Source organism: Acinetobacter legionensis (assembly GCF_048552295.1).
In the GTDB taxonomy this organism is placed as follows: Bacteria; Pseudomonadota; Gammaproteobacteria; order Pseudomonadales; family Moraxellaceae; genus Acinetobacter.
In genome coordinates this window covers 38,513-53,403 of sequence record NZ_JBIMCW010000006.1, presented here as the reverse complement: position 1 = coordinate 53,403, position 14,891 = coordinate 38,513, and the positions used below count along the sequence as shown (strand labels likewise).

General features: G+C 40.4%; 11 protein-coding genes. 4 read left to right on the top strand and 7 right to left on the bottom strand.

Going from position 1 to position 14,891, the window contains the following annotated elements; genetic code table 11:
- Window positions 1-45 precede the first annotated feature (45 nt).
- Entirely contained in the window at window positions 46-1,053 is a 1,008-nt protein-coding gene (locus ACG916_RS06470; RefSeq protein ID WP_419327674.1) for a DUF6708 domain-containing protein, read from the top strand.
- A gap of 35 nt (window positions 1,054-1,088) precedes the next feature.
- Here ACG916_RS06470 and ACG916_RS06465 read toward each other — a convergent pair whose 3' ends face one another.
- The 7 genes from ACG916_RS06465 to ACG916_RS06435 form a co-directional block, all read right to left on the bottom strand.
- The gene (locus ACG916_RS06465) at window positions 1,089-2,492 is read right to left on the bottom strand and encodes an efflux transporter outer membrane subunit (protein ID WP_419327673.1); all 1,404 of its coding nucleotides are present in this window, start codon (window positions 2,490-2,492) and stop codon (window positions 1,089-1,091) included.
- 22 nt (window positions 2,493-2,514) lie between these two features.
- Window positions 2,515-4,506 (bottom strand): MacB family efflux pump subunit, encoded by a 1,992-nt coding sequence (locus ACG916_RS06460; protein WP_105714400.1) that lies wholly within the window; start codon window positions 4,504-4,506, stop codon window positions 2,515-2,517.
- A gap of 2 nt (window positions 4,507-4,508) precedes the next feature.
- Window positions 4,509-5,873: a MacA family efflux pump subunit gene (locus ACG916_RS06455; protein ID WP_419327672.1), complete on the bottom strand. Its 1,365-nt coding sequence runs from the start codon at window positions 5,871-5,873 to the stop codon at window positions 4,509-4,511.
- A 112-nt stretch (window positions 5,874-5,985) separates the two neighbouring features.
- The gene (gene holA, locus ACG916_RS06450; RefSeq protein ID WP_336953545.1) at window positions 5,986-6,978 is read right to left on the bottom strand and encodes a DNA polymerase III subunit delta; all 993 of its coding nucleotides are present in this window, start codon (window positions 6,976-6,978) and stop codon (window positions 5,986-5,988) included.
- Window positions 6,979-6,982: 4 nt separating this feature from the next.
- Window positions 6,983-7,516 (bottom strand): LPS-assembly lipoprotein LptE, encoded by a 534-nt coding sequence (locus ACG916_RS06445; RefSeq protein ID WP_004725857.1) that lies wholly within the window; start codon window positions 7,514-7,516, stop codon window positions 6,983-6,985.
- 212 nt (window positions 7,517-7,728) lie between these two features.
- A complete protein-coding gene (gene leuS / locus ACG916_RS06440; protein WP_419327671.1) occupies window positions 7,729-10,365 on the bottom strand; it encodes a leucine--tRNA ligase in 2,637 nt (878 codons plus the stop codon).
- Between the two features lie 115 nt (window positions 10,366-10,480).
- The gene (locus ACG916_RS06435) at window positions 10,481-10,876 is read right to left on the bottom strand and encodes a DUF4124 domain-containing protein (RefSeq protein WP_336953548.1); all 396 of its coding nucleotides are present in this window, start codon (window positions 10,874-10,876) and stop codon (window positions 10,481-10,483) included.
- Between the two features lie 575 nt (window positions 10,877-11,451).
- Here ACG916_RS06435 and ACG916_RS06430 point away from each other — a divergent pair.
- From ACG916_RS06430 to ilvC, 3 genes are all read left to right on the top strand, one after another.
- Window positions 11,452-13,179, top strand: a complete 1,728-nt coding sequence (locus ACG916_RS06430; protein WP_336953549.1) for an acetolactate synthase 3 large subunit — start codon at window positions 11,452-11,454, stop codon at window positions 13,177-13,179.
- Entirely contained in the window at window positions 13,176-13,667 is a 492-nt protein-coding gene (gene ilvN, locus ACG916_RS06425; protein WP_004725868.1) for an acetolactate synthase small subunit, read from the top strand. Before ACG916_RS06430 ends, ilvN begins: the two co-directional genes overlap by 4 nt.
- A gap of 149 nt (window positions 13,668-13,816) precedes the next feature.
- Window positions 13,817-14,833 carry a ketol-acid reductoisomerase gene (ilvC, locus tag ACG916_RS06420; protein WP_004725869.1) on the top strand — a complete coding sequence of 339 codons (1,017 nt, stop codon included), beginning with the start codon at window positions 13,817-13,819 and terminating at the stop codon, window positions 14,831-14,833.
- Window positions 14,834-14,891: the final 58 nt, after the last annotated feature.

The window sequence follows — 14,891 nt, the reverse complement described above, 5'->3', positions numbered from 1 at the left end:
AGATTAAAATTAATTTTTATCTTAAATTATATTAATAGGTTAACTATGCTAAATGGCACTTTACAATACCCAGTTTATAAGAATGATAGACATCTAACCCCAAAAGAAAAGGACAACATTCTTTCCAAAAGAGCCACTTATAAATCAAATATTTCTCATAGCTATAATTTTATAAAAATGAATTCTACCTATATGGAATGTGTGAATAATAGCTTTTTCTTAAAGGGGAATTCTTATTTTAATTTGCTCGGTGTTTTTTTTGTAGCAGTTCCGGTTATTTTAATTGTTTGGCTTATATTTTTTTATATTACAGTAATTCGTGATGCTGAAAGTTTATTAGCTTTTATAGTAGTTTTTTCTCCAATGCATATTTTATTTTTTTGTATTCTTTACGTTTTTTATAAAGGTTTTCAGAATTTTAAAAAGTATGAAAAATTAGGCTATAACTATTACCCAATCCGATTTAACAGAATAAATCAAAAAGTTTATGTTTATGATGTAAGTGGCCAAATATTCACAGGTGATTGGAGTAAAATTGACTTTATTTTAAATAGTCGACTTGGTGGATATGAAGGTACTTTTTGGGAAGTCAAAGGGTTTATCAAGGATAACAAAGATTTGATAGTTTATACCTTTGCCTTTGCACTCAGTAAGAATAAAAAACAAGAGACATTGGAGATATGGGAATTTATCAAAGAATATATGAATAATGGACCTGAGAAACTTTATTTTAATAAAAAGGTAGCAGGTGTAATTCATCGCCTACCCGCTGAAAAGTTAAGTTATTGTCTAAATATCGAAGCACACCCTGAGTCTTTAGAAACAAGTAAGGAAATCGTTGCATTAGATTATCAAAGTGAAATTCGATCATTCTACTCACGAGCAATGATCAAAATTTTAGGGAATACTCGGAACAAATTTATTCGTGCTGATAAACAACCTAAATGGCCTCAGAATGTGGAAAATGAATGTCAGGTTGATGCTACAGACCCCTATGTTGTTGATGCTTCGACAACATACCAATTTGATACATTTGGAAAAATAATCAAATAAAAAGCCCCTCAGGGCTTTCTTATCTCAACACATTCTTAAGGTAATTGCTTAATCGGACTACCACCCAAAGCTTGCATCAAAGTGACATAAGCATTGTATTGGCTTTGCTTGGCTTGGACTAAAGACAAACGAGCACTACGCGTGGTTTCTTGGGCATCCAAAACATTTTTTAAAGCAATTGCACCATTACGATAGCGTACATTGGTCAAACGTTCTGTTTTTTCCGCAAGTTCCAAGTTCTTTTGTTGAAAGGCGACTTGTTTATCTAGCTCAGTACGATTCGACAATGCATTTTCAGTATCTGCAAAAGCTTGGTACAAGGTATTGCGATATTGAACAATGGCTTTTTCATAGTCCAGTTCACTGATTTTTAAATTCTTTTGCATATCATTATATTGCAAAAACGGCAGGCTTAAGCTTGCGCCTAAAGTCAGTGCAGGATTTTTCAATAAATTTGTCAATGATGTGCTGGTTGAACCTAAACTCCCCGTCAAACTGATTGAAGGATAATAGCTGGCTTTGGTGGCATCTTTGGTCGCCAAAGATTCACGTAAACGCAATTCGGCTGCTTTTAAATCAGGACGGCGCGACAAAATATCTGCCGGCAAACCTGCTGAGATATTGGGTAGACTGATCTGCGGTAATTGCTGTGGTTCTTGAATATTTAACTGTTGCACAGGTATTTGTAATAACACGGCCAAAGCGGTACGTGTTTCAACACGTTGCTGTTCAATCTGACTTAAACTGGCTTTTTGGCTTTGTACCGATTGCTCAGCTTGAGTCAAATCTAGTCCTGAAACTGCGCCAGCGCGATATTGAGTACGCACCAATTCAAAGGTTTTTTGAGTAGCAGCTAGGCTTTGTTGGGCAGAGCTATAGCGTTCATTTAAGTAACCCAATTGCCAATATAAATTTGCGGTTGTGGCAATTAAGGTCTGCCCAGTCGCTTGTAAGTCTTGTTCAGTGGCTAAAGATTCCCACTTCGATGCTTCAGTTTGACGTGCTAATTTTCCAAACAAATCCACTTCATAACTGACACCCGCACTGAGTGATAGGCCTTTGGCAGCATCATCACCTGAATGAAGGTCAAAGCTATGGCCTGTAGATACTCCAGAATTAACACGAGGACCTTGTTGGTCACGCGCTAAGCCAGCTCTTAAACGGGCTGTTTGTAGGTTAATCCCTGCGACAGCCAAATCAGCATTACGTTGAATCACTTGATTGACCAGTTGATTTAACTGAGCATCACCAAATAAGGTCCACCACTGATCTGCATATAAATCTGCCTGAACGTGTTTAGATTTTGCATTGTCATAAACAAAACCATTTGGAATTTGCACAGCAGGGGCCTCGTATGGGGTTTTAACCACAGCGGCACAACCGACCAATGAACTCCCAAGAATCAAGGCACTTGCAAGTTTGCTTAAATTCATTTGCATTAATAATTTCCTTATTCTTCGGTTATTCACGCGAAAGTGCATCAACAGGATTGAGCTGCGCTGCATTGCGAGCTGGGATAAATCCAAATACCACACCAATCAAGGTTGAACATACAAATGCTGCAATGATTGAGGTGCTTGAATACGCCATTTGGAAACTGCCTTTGGCAATATGACCAATCAACTGTCCAATGCCTAAAGAGAGCAGGACCCCTAAGATACCGCCCAAAATACACACCAAAACAGCTTCAATGAGGAACTGTTGCAGAATATCACTTTGCCGAGCACCTACAGCCATACGCACACCGATTTCTTGGGTACGCTCGGTCACAGACACCAACATGATGTTCATTACCCCAATACCACCGACAACCAAGGAAATCACCGCAATGGCTGAAACCAATAAAGTCATGGTTTGAGTGGTCTGTTCAATGGTTTGACGAATACTGTCAGAGTTTTGAGTAAAGACATCCTGTGCGCCATGACGTTGTTCCAACAAGCTTAAAATGGCATTTTCAGCAACCGCAGTTGGATATTCATCTTTAATACGCACGATGATGCTACGGACATTGGATTGTCCTAACATTCGGCTCATGACGGTTGAATAAGGTAGATAAACATTGAGACTGTCTGAGTTGCCCATAAAGCCTTGCTGTGCATCAATCACACCAATGATTCGACTCGGAACACTACCCAATAACAGCACTTGGCCTACTGGATTGGTGCCATCTGCAAAGAAAGTCTTTTCAGTATTGGCATCAATCACCACATCCTGCGCTCGCCCAGTGATACTGTTTTTATCAAAAGCTTGCCCAGATTTAAAGGTCATACCACGTACATAGAAGAAATCAGCACTGACACCATTGACGGTTGCAGAAGCTTCGGTGTCTTTAAAACGCGCTGTTACGCTACTATTGACTGTTGGACTGACTGCTTCGACATAAGGTTGCTCTGAGAGTGCTTCAGCATCTGCTGGAACCAAGGTTTTAAACTGTGCTGTTTTCGAGTTATCACCAAAGCCACGTCCCTGAAAGACGGTAATGGTATTGGTGCCTAAACTGCTGATGTTATCAAGAATCTGCTTTTGTGAGCCATTGCCCAAAGCCACCACCGAGACCACAGATGCAATCCCGATAATAATACCCAGCATGGTTAAAAAGGTACGCATACGGTGGGCATTCATTGCCAGCAATGCCATACGAAAGGCTTCTGCAAAACGATCTAATGCAGAGCGCCATTTGGATGATTTTTTACGATTTGACTTAGGTTCTTGGTCGACAACAACATCAATCTCATCATCATGTTCGGGAACATTTGGCTTATCCGCGATGATGTTACCATCACTGATTTCAATGATACGTGTCGCATTTTTTGCCACATTCATATCATGGGTAACCAGAATAATAGTATGACCTTTGGCATTGAGCTCACGCAAAATACGCATAACCTCAACACCACTGTGCTTGTCTAGTGCACCAGTTGGTTCATCCGCAAGGATGACATCACCACCATTCATCAAAGCACGTGCAATTGAAACACGCTGTTGTTGTCCACCCGAAAGCTGATTTGGACGGTTTTCAGTTTTTTCACCGAGTCCTAAGTCAGTCAAGATTTCATGTGAACGCTTTTGACGCACACTCGGGTCCATACCAGCATAAATCGCTGGAACTTCAACGTTTCCTGCGGCATTTAAATCACCCAATAAGTGATAGCGCTGGAAAATAAAGCCAAAATATTCACGGCGTAATTGCGCGAGTTCGTCAGGTTCAAGTTGACCTGTTTCACGACCATTGACTTGATAACTACCTGATGTGGGTTGATCCAGACAGCCCAAGATATTCATCAATGTCGATTTACCCGAACCAGATTGCCCAACAATAGCAACCAGTTCACCAGGGTAAATTTTAAGGTTAATACTCTTTAAAATCTGAATAGTGGATTCACCCGCAGGGAACTCACGAATCAGATTACTGACCTCAAGTAGAGGTTTGATCTGATGATTGTTCTGATCCATGCTTAGAGTCTCATTGGGCCACTGTTTTTATTGCTTCGTTTTGCAGAGTCATTGGATGTATCTGAACCATCTGCTAGTACAACTTGATCACCTTCATTGAGGCCACGTAGTACTTGGGCGGTTACACGGTTATTTAAACCAATTAAAACTTGTTTACGTTGAGCACTACCATCCGCCTGTAAAACGCGAACAATCGAAACCGAAGCTTTACCTTCTTCAATCAAAGTCTTTTCATCTGCTGTGAGTTCAAGGCGTTCTGGGCGATCAGCTGTATTTTGTCCATTTTTATTTGCTTGACCTTGAGGCGCAGATGCTGAACGAGTTGAATTTGCACCAGATGCACCTTTTGCGGATATATTGGCACGTTGTGGACGGTTTGAAGACTGTAATGCCGCAGCAGGAACAGTCAGTGCATTTTTGGCTTCAGCAAGAATGATATACACCTGTGCGGTCATATCAATTCGGAGTTTACCGTCATCGTTTGGCACATCGAATAGGGCATTATAATAAATTGCTGTACTTGTTGATGATGAAGATGAATTGCTTGATGTTTCAGTGTTAATTGATTCTGGTGCTGGCTCTACTTGACGCAGTGTTGCATAGCGTTTTTTCTCACTATCCCCCAGTGTGGTGAAATAAACTTTTTGACCTTCTTGAACTTTCATGACATCTGCTTCAGACACTTGTGCTTTGATGGTCATGGTGTCCAATTTTGCAAGTTTCACAATCGTCGGTGCACTTTGGTTGGCGTTTACCGTTTGACCTTCCTCGGTCACAATGGCTACCACTGTGCCATCCATAGGTGCAACAATACGGGTATAACCTAAGTTTTCTTGTGATGTTGCAAGTGTAAGTTTGGATTGTTCAATTTGTGCATCCATCGAAGCAATATCAGCTTGTGCTGTTTTAAATGCCGCTAAGGCACTGTCATAATCTGCTTTAGACGTTGCATCTTGTGCATACATATTTTTTTGGCGGTTATATTCTGCCTCAGCTTTGGCTAAAGTCGCTTGTTTGGTTGTCAGTTGGGCCTGTTGATTTTTAATATTTGCTTCAGCCGTTTTTAAGTCATTGCTTTGACGCACTGAATCAATTTGTGCAATTAATTGACCTTGTTTAACTTGATCACCCAGCTTGACGTACATTTTTTTGACTTGACCTGAAACCTGGGCACCAACGCTCACCATCTTGGTTGCTTCTAAATCACCTGTTGCAAGAACCGCATCTTCAATATCACCACGTGTAACTTCTGAGGTTATATACTGAGGTTGTGTATTTTTAGGCTTTAACACGTACCATGCGATCGCTGCAATGATGGCTAGACAGACCGCTATAAGAATGGCTTTGGCTGGTTTTATTTTTGGCATAGCGATAATTTGGGCTGAGAGAAAAATTGATCAAATTATAATGAGGAAATAAGGATAAAGCGTGAATTTTTTAAAATAAATCGAAATGAGAATTATTCTGTATAATATTTGCCTAAGCATTGATAAATAAAGTTTTTCCACATAGTTCAGCAATACATTGTTGAATGATATGTTCTGGACTTTCTTTGCTGAGTCCTTTAATAGCGGCATCTACACGCAATAGCAGTTGTGGCCAAGTTAAAAACGAATGTGGATTTAAGCGTCTAAGTGCTTGTTGGTACAAAGAAATCTTAGTTTTCCAAATACCGAGCTGTAAGGCATTTTGTGGTTGTTCATACAACTGCATCAAAAGACGCATTTCTTTACTAATTGTCCATAAAATTAAACTGTTGGGTTCGCCTGACTCCACAAGATATTGGAAAATTTTAATTGACAGCGCCAAGTTTCCAGCAATCAACGCATCACTTAAATCAAATGTACTATAGCGTGATTGATCCTGTAGACATTCTTGTAAATGTTCAATTTCAATCTGCTTTTGATCAGGGAAGGTATCTGCAACACGCATCAGACTATTTTTTGCAGCCAATAGATTGTGTTCATGGTGCTGTTCAAGCCAAATCCAGGCATCTTGATTTAACTGGACACCAAGTTGATCTGCTTCGATTGACAATATTCGTTGGCGGTCTTGTGGGTAATTAGCGGTTAAAGCAACCACAACACCATTGGCCTCAACTGTTTGAAAGAAGCTTGACTTTAGGTTGCTCGAGTCTTGTTTAGGCATAATGATCACAAGTAGGTTGTGTTCATTATGCTGAATATAGTGTTTAAGTTGTTTGAGTCCATTGGCATCAGGTTTGATATTGCCATGGACTTCAAGTGCAAGATTTTGAGAAAATAAAGATAAGCTATTCAAAGCATTAAAGACATTTTTCCAGTCGGAAACGCTATTGAGATCATAGCGTTGTCTTTCTACTTCATGTTTTGCCCAGCTTTTTCTTAAAGCATCCAGTAGGTTTTGTTCTAAAAGTGGTTCTTGACCATGTAAAACCCAGACACCTCGCGCTTCATCAACACGTTTAAGGGCTTGTAAATAGTCAAGTTTCATAGAATTATTGCGCTACAGGTTGGGTCGAAAGAGTACGTGCTTTAGGTAAGCGATTGGCTGCAATTTGACGCGACATTTGTTGTGCAATGTCATCAATCAAAATTTGGCTGAGATATTTATATTGTTGATCATCTGTGTTGACTGTTGCAACATCATATTGATAACTACGAGATGCATTTAAGGTCCGAGGTTCAGTAATCGGATTCCCTTGTTTATCTTCAATCTGGAAAGTAACACTTAGACGGAGTAGTGTTTCCACCAATTTACCATTTAACTCATGACGAACAGGCTTGTAGTCTAATACTCGTAATACATAAGCGTCACTTGAATTACTCAGTTGGACACCTGTTGCAGTTAAATAAACACTGAGTTTCTTTTCAAGATCTTCAGTATTTGCAGGTAATACTAGTTGTAATTTGGTGTAAACCAAAGGTGTTGCTTGGGCATTGGTGCCCTTTAAATGAAAGCCACAACCTACTAAGCCCGCACTTAGACCTAAAGTTAATACAACTGCAGCAACACGTTGAACTAAATGCATGCTTTGTCCTCATGAAATTCCATTGGATATGGAATATTTAATCTTTATAAATTCACGCCATTTTAGAATCAAAGCCCGTTGAATGACAACGGGCTTTGTTTGGGTTTTGTTTATTCTACTAAAGTCCCTTCTCCCTTAGGGAGAAGGTTAGGATGAGGGGAATGACCTCTCCCTAACCCACTCCTAGAAGGAGAGGGGATTTAAGCAGGAAATTAAACCACCAAATTCACAAGTTTATTTGGAACCACAATTTCTTTCTTGGTTGGACCCGTTAAGAATTGTTGAACCTCAGGTAATGCTTTAGCCAATGCCAATAGTTCATCTTTCGATGCATCGACAGAGACTTCTAACTTGCCACGAAGCTTACCATTGACTTGAACTACGATCGTTTGTGTATTACGTGTTAATGCAGACTCATCAACCGTAGGGAACAGTACCGAAGTTAAATCGATATCGAACTCAGTCAATAAGGTCTGACTTAAGTGTGGTGCAAATGGTGCAAGTAAAGTTAATAAAGTGGTAATCGCTTCACGTGCTACAGCAACATCGTTGTCATCTTTTGCTTCAAACTTATTGCTGGCATTGAGTAGTTCCATCAAAGCTGCAATCGCAGTATTGAACGCATGACGACGTTCGATGTCATCACCCACTTTTTGAATCGTTTCATGAGTTTTACGACGTAGGTCTTGTGCTTCAGTGGAAAGTGTCGAAGCATCAATTGCTGTTGCATGGTTGCCTTTTTCAAGGAAGCCTGCAACTAAACGCCATACACGTTTTAAGAAACGGTTTGCACCTTCGACACCCGCATCAGACCATTCTAAAGATTGATCTGGTGGTGCAGCAAACATCATAAATACACGTGCAGTATCTGCGCCGTATTGGTCAATAATCGCTTGTGGGTCGATACCGTTATTTTTCGATTTCGACATTTTCTCTTGGCCACCAACCACAACGTCTTGACCATCACCTGAATATTTAGCAGAAAGTACACGACCTTTCTCGTCTTTTTCTAACTCAATATCCGCAGGATTAAACCAAGTTTTTTTGCCACTTTCCGCTTCACGATAGAAGGTATCCGCTAAAACCATACCTTGAGTCAGTAAGTTGGTAAATGGTTCATTGCCTTGTACCACACCCTCATCACGCATAAGTTTATGGAAGAAACGAGCATAAAGTAAATGTAGGATGGCATGCTCTACACCACCAATATATTGGTTTACAGGCAACCAAGATTTTGCAGCTTCAGGTTTAACTAAACCACCTGTGAAATCAGGAGAAGCATAACGCGCATAATACCAAGATGATTCTACAAAGGTATCCAAAGTATCGGTTTCACGACGTGCATCACCACCACAGCTTGGGCATTTTGTTTGATAGAATTCAGGCATTTTATTTAAAGGGTTGCCTGAACCATCTGGAACCACATCTGTTGGAAGAACAACAGGCAGTTGATCTTCTGGAACAGTGACTTGACCACACTTGTCACAGTTGATCATCGGAATTGGACAACCCCAGTAACGTTGACGAGAAACACCCCAGTCACGTAAACGGAATTGAACTTTAGCGCTGGCAAGACCTTGTGGTTCTAATTTGCTCAAAAATGCATCAAAAGCAGCTTGGAAGTCTAAGCCGTCAAATTCAGCTGAATTGACCAATTTACCTTCTTTAGAACCGTACCATTCTTGCCATTCAGACGCAGAATATTCGGCATCATCTGAGCCTTTAGCATCAATGACTTGTTTGATTGGTAAGTTGAATTTATTGGCAAACTCAAAATCACGTTCATCATGTGCAGGAACGGCCATTACCGCGCCTGAACCATATGACATCAATACATAGTTTGCGATCCAAACAGGGATATCTTGACCTGTAACAGGGTGTTTAACTGATAAACCTGTTGCCATGCCTTTTTTCTCAGCAGTCGCAAGATCCGCTTCTGCAACAGAACCCATACGGCATTCTTCAATAAAGGCAGCAAGTTCTGGCTTGCCTGCCTCAGATTGAATCGCAGCAGCTTTGAGCGCTAGAGGGTGTTCAGCTGCAACCGCAACATATGTTACCCCCATCAAGGTATCGGCACGTGTGGTATAAACCGTTAAACCATCTGCATAAACTTCAGGATTTGCCGACGGGAAGGTTATGTCCATACCCGTTGAACGACCAATCCAATTGCGTTGCATGGTTAAAACTTGTTGTGGCCAACCGTCTTTTAAGGTATCTAAATCGTCTAATAATTCTTGTGCATAATCGGTAATACGGAAGTAATACATTGGAATATCACGTTTTTCTACCAATGCACCTGAACGCCAACCACGTCCATTTTCAACTTGTTCATTTGCAAGAACAGTTTGGTCTACAGGATCCCAGTTTACTGTAGACAGCTTGCGATAAATCAAGCCTTTTTTATAGAGCTGTACAAATAACCATTGTTCCCAGTGGTAATACTCTGGTGTACAGGTGGCAAATTCGCGATCCCAGTCGACAGATAGACCAAGTTTCTTCAATTGATCGCGCATATATGCAATGTTTTCAAAGGTCCACTTTGCTGGCGCAACTTGATGGGCAATCGCTGCATTTTCAGCAGGTAAGCCGAAAGCATCCCAACCCATCGGTTGTAGCACAGTTTCACCTTTGAGACGGTGAAAACGGCTGATCACATCACCAATAGTATAATTACGCACATGACCCATATGCAGTTTGCCGCTTGGGTAAGGGAACATCGAGAGGATATAACGACGTGGACCTTCTACAGTGTCGGCAACTTTAAACGATTTGCGATCTTCCCAGTCTTTTTGGACTTGAGGCTCAATCGCATTTGCTTGATATTCAGGGTCAATATGAGTAGTCATAAATGTATTTGAGAATAATGGTTAAAAAACTGTGCACACAGCATAGCGCAAAATCCATCAAAAAGTGAATTTTGCGCGCTTTTAAATCTGAAAAACTTGTGATTTTACTTTTAATTTAATTATTGACTGGGGCAACACTAATAGGTGTATTTTGCCCATTTTGTGGTGCGACATTGGGCTGTTGTATATTCGGTGGGTTAACCACTGGTGCAGGAGTTACAGGTTGTGTACCTTGTGGTTGCCCATTTTGTGGCTGATTTTGGGGTGTATGCGGCTGAGTTGTTGGCGTTGGGTTGGTGGGTGTCGAATCTCCGTGATAGCCATAAGTATTCACCTTGCTTTGACTACGCGCATTCTTCGGCGGCGGTGTGGTGGTGTAATGGGTAGAGCCTTTGCTGTCTACCCATTTATAATACTGTTTTGCATGACTGGCGCTGACCCCAATCACAGAGAATAAGACAAAAATTGTCGATACAAAAGCTGTGTGTGCAAAGCGTTGACGTTGTTTCATTTTATAAAACCTTTGAGTCATTTTTTATTCAGATAAAAACGAAAAATCATTCTGCTATCTAATATACATCGGATTGTTTTCGCTTGATCTGGGTATTTTAGAAATCGTATTTATTTTATACAGAAAAATAAAATTTTAAATAATTATTTTGCAATTTTATTGGTTTATAAGTCTTTGAAAATTTTATTTATAAGACAACCAAAAAAAAGGAATAGTTTTAAAAATAAACGCTTGGTAAATAAACAATAAAAAGCCTGATAGAAACCTTGACTTTGTTCGCTAAAACTACAAAAATGCTTGCTTTAGTTTCAGATGTTTTTTTCGATCACCCTTCGAGTAAAAATATCAAAGCAAGCAATAACATTTTCTCTAAGCCGAGAAAATGACTCTACCGAAGCATGTTTATCCCAACATATTTCAGTGATTCATACAGCTCAAACAGCTGCGTGACGATTTATTTTTTTATTGCTGCAAAAACTAGTAAATATGTGTGCTATAACAGAGCGCACAATCAATGAATGAAACACAGTCTGTGTCTCCCATAGCGCTGTGGAATAAAGATTAGGGTGAATACGTTGGAACTTTTATCTGGTGGTGAAATGCTCGTTCGTGCATTGGCGGACGAAGGCGTTGAACATGTTTTTGGATATCCAGGCGGCGCAGTATTACATATTTATGATGCGCTATTTAAACAAGATAAAATCAATCATTACCTCGTACGTCATGAGCAAGCTGCTGGTCATATGGCAGATGCTTACTCACGTGTGACTGGTAAAACAGGTGTAGTACTGGTCACTTCTGGACCTGGCGCAACCAACACTGTAACACCAATCGCTACAGCTTATATGGACTCAATCCCAATGGTGATTTTGTCTGGACAGGTTGCCAGCCATCTTATTGGTGAAGATGCATTCCAAGAAACAGATATGGTCGGTATTTCTCGTCCGATTGTAAAACATAGTTTCCAAGTGCGTCATGCAAGTGAAATTCCTGCCGTTATTAAAAAAGCATTTTATATTGCTGCTTCAGGTCGTCCGGGTCCTGTTGTGGTTGATATTCCGAAGGATGTTACTAATCCTGTCGACAAATTTGCTTATGAATATCCTGAAAAAGTGAAGATGCGCTCTTATCAGCCACCTCACCGAGGTCATTCTGGTCAAATTCGTAAAGCTATTGATGAGCTTATTAATGCCAAACGCCCTGTGATTTATACGGGTGGTGGTGTTGTTCAGGGCAATGCTTCTGCATTACTGACTGAATTGGCGCATTTGTTGAATTACCCAGTGACCAATACGCTGATGGGTTTGGGTGCATTCCCTGGCGATGATGAGCAATTCTTGGGTATGTTGGGTATGCATGGTACATATGAAGCTAATATGAGTATGCATAATGCTGATGTTATCTTGGCGATCGGTGCACGTTTTGATGACCGTGTAACCAATAATCCAGCGAAGTTTTGTACCAACGCAAAAGTGATTCATATTGATATCGACCCAGCGACGATTTCAAAAACCATTATGGCGCATATCCCAATCGTGGGTGCGGTAGAGCCAGTACTTCAAGAGATGTTGGTTCAATTGAAACAAATGAATGTTTCTAAACCAAACCCTGAAGAAATCTCGGCATGGTGGTCACAAATCAATGAATGGCGCAAAGTACATGGTTTGCGTTATGCGCCAGGTGAAAATGGCGTGATGAAACCACAACAAGTGGTTGAAGTATTAGACAAAGTAACCAATGGTGAAGCGATCATTACTTCTGATGTTGGTCAGCATCAAATGTTTGGTGCGATGTATTACAAATACAAACGTCCACGTCAATGGATCAACTCAGGTGGTCTAGGCACAATGGGTGTGGGTTTACCTTATGCCATGGCTGCGAAACTTGCATTTCCAGATCAACAAGTGGTGTGTATCACTGGTGAAGCATCGATTCAGATGTGTATCCAAGAACTTTCTACATGTAAGCAATATGGCTTAAATGTGAAAATTCTCTGCTTGAATAACCGTGCTTTGGGTATGGTGAAACAATGGCAAGATATGAACTATGAAGGACGTCATTCAAGTTCTTATGTTGAGTCATTACCAGATTTTCCAAAATTGATGGAAGCCTACGGTCATGTAGGTATCCAGATTGACCATGCGGATGAGCTTGAATCTAAGCTTAGAGAAGCAATGGCGATTAACGATAAATGTGTATTCATTAACGTGATGGTTGATCGTACCGAGCATGTATATCCAATGCTTATCGCAGGTCAATCTATGCAAGATATGTGGTTGTCTAAAGGGGAGCGTACTGAATGAGACATATTATTTCTGTACTCGTTGAAAACGAAGCTGGTGCGCTTTCTCGTTTAGTGGGGTTGTTCTCTCAACGTGGTTATAACATTGAAACTTTAAATGTCGCACCAACTGAAGATCCAACCATGTCACGTTTGACATTAACTACTTATGGTGATGACCATAAAATTGAGCAAATCACCAAACAGCTGAATAAATTGGTTGAAGTGGTTAAAGTGGTTGATTTATCAGAGGGCGCGCACATTGAGCGTGAGCTGATGCTGATTAAAGTTAAAGCCTTGGGTTCTGCACGTGCTGAAATTAAACGCACAGCGGATATCTTTCGTGCTCAAGTGGTTGATGTTACACCAACGACTTATACTATTCAGATTGCGGGTACAACTGAAAAAATTGATGGCTTTATTGATGCACTTGCAGAAAACACAATTTTAGAAGTTGTTCGTTCTGGTGTATCAGGTATTGCTCGTGGTGAAAAAGTTCTTTCACTTTAGTTGCACCCCAACCAGTAATTAATTATTTGATTTTTTATTCCCTCATGTATAACCTCTCCTCGCAATAGGAGAGGGACTTAGACTAGAAGATTCAAAACAATAATCTTCAGGATAGGAAGAGGAAACACAGCATTTTAGCGGAGACAGCAATGCAAATTTTTTATGATAAAGACTGCGACTTATCTATCATCCAAGGTAAAAAAGTAGCGATCATTGGTTATGGTTCACAAGGTCATGCTCACGCGCAAAACCTTCAAGACTCAGGTGTAGACGTTACTGTTGGTTTACGTGCTGGTTCTACTTCTTGGAAAAAAGCTGAAAATGCAGGCCTTAAAGTTGCTGAAGTTCCAGCTGCTGTTGCTCAAGCTGATTTAGTGATGATCTTGACACCAGATGAGTTTCAATCACAGCTTTATCGTGATGTGATCGAACCAAACATCAAAGAAGGTGCGACTTTAGCATTTGCACATGGTTTCGCTGTACTTTATAACCAAGTTGTGCCACGTAAAGATTTAGACGTGATCATGGTTGCACCAAAAGCACCAGGTCATACTGTACGTTCAGAATTCCAACGTGGTTCAGGTGTACCTGATCTTATCGCGATTCATCAAGATGCTTCTGGTAATGCACGTAACGTTGCACTTTCTTACGCTTCAGGTGTAGGTGGTGGTCGTACAGGTATCATCGAAACTTCATTCCGTGAAGAAACTGAAACTGACTTATTTGGTGAGCAAGCAGTACTTTGTGGTGGTGCTGTTGAATTGGTTAAAATGGGTTATGAAACGCTTGTTGAAGCGGGTTATGCACCTGAAATGGCTTATTTCGAGTGCTTGCACGAACTTAAATTAATCGTTGATTTAATGTTTGAAGGCGGTATTGCAGACATGAACTATTCAGTATCTAACAATGCTGAATATGGTGAATATGTGACTGGCGTTGAAGTTATCAACGAGCAATCACGTGAAGCGATGCGTAATGCACTTAAACGTATCCAATCAGGTGAATATGCGAAGATGTTCATCCAAGAAGGTGCATTGAACTATCCATCTATGACAGCTCGCCGCCGTCAAAACGCAGCTCACGGTATTGAAGTGACTGGCGGTAAATTACGCGCGATGATGCCTTGGATTCAAGCCAACAAAATCGTAGACAAAGAAAAGAACTAATTTTTAGTTTTTATCGAAGCCCACTCTTTTGAGTGGGTTTTTTTTATGTTTTACTTTA

Excerpts from the sequence above, each read along its gene's own strand:
- ACG916_RS06470 (WP_419327674.1), top strand. The coding sequence starts at position 46 with ATGCTAAATGGCACTTTACAATACCCAGTTTATAAGAATGATAGACAT.
- ACG916_RS06465 (WP_419327673.1), bottom strand. The coding sequence starts at position 2,492 with ATGCAAATGAATTTAAGCAAACTTGCAAGTGCCTTGATTCTTGGGAGT.
- ACG916_RS06460 (WP_105714400.1), bottom strand. The coding sequence starts at position 4,506 with ATGGATCAGAACAATCATCAGATCAAACCTCTACTTGAGGTCAGTAAT.
- ACG916_RS06455 (WP_419327672.1), bottom strand. The coding sequence starts at position 5,873 with ATGCCAAAAATAAAACCAGCCAAAGCCATTCTTATAGCGGTCTGTCTA.
- holA (WP_336953545.1), bottom strand. The coding sequence starts at position 6,978 with ATGAAACTTGACTATTTACAAGCCCTTAAACGTGTTGATGAAGCGCGA.
- ACG916_RS06445 (WP_004725857.1), bottom strand. The coding sequence starts at position 7,516 with ATGCATTTAGTTCAACGTGTTGCTGCAGTTGTATTAACTTTAGGTCTA.
- leuS (WP_419327671.1), bottom strand. The coding sequence starts at position 10,365 with ATGACTACTCATATTGACCCTGAATATCAAGCAAATGCGATTGAGCCT.
- ACG916_RS06435 (WP_336953548.1), bottom strand. The coding sequence starts at position 10,876 with ATGAAACAACGTCAACGCTTTGCACACACAGCTTTTGTATCGACAATT.
- ilvN (WP_004725868.1), top strand. The coding sequence starts at position 13,176 with ATGAGACATATTATTTCTGTACTCGTTGAAAACGAAGCTGGTGCGCTT.
- ilvC (WP_004725869.1), top strand. The coding sequence starts at position 13,817 with ATGCAAATTTTTTATGATAAAGACTGCGACTTATCTATCATCCAAGGT.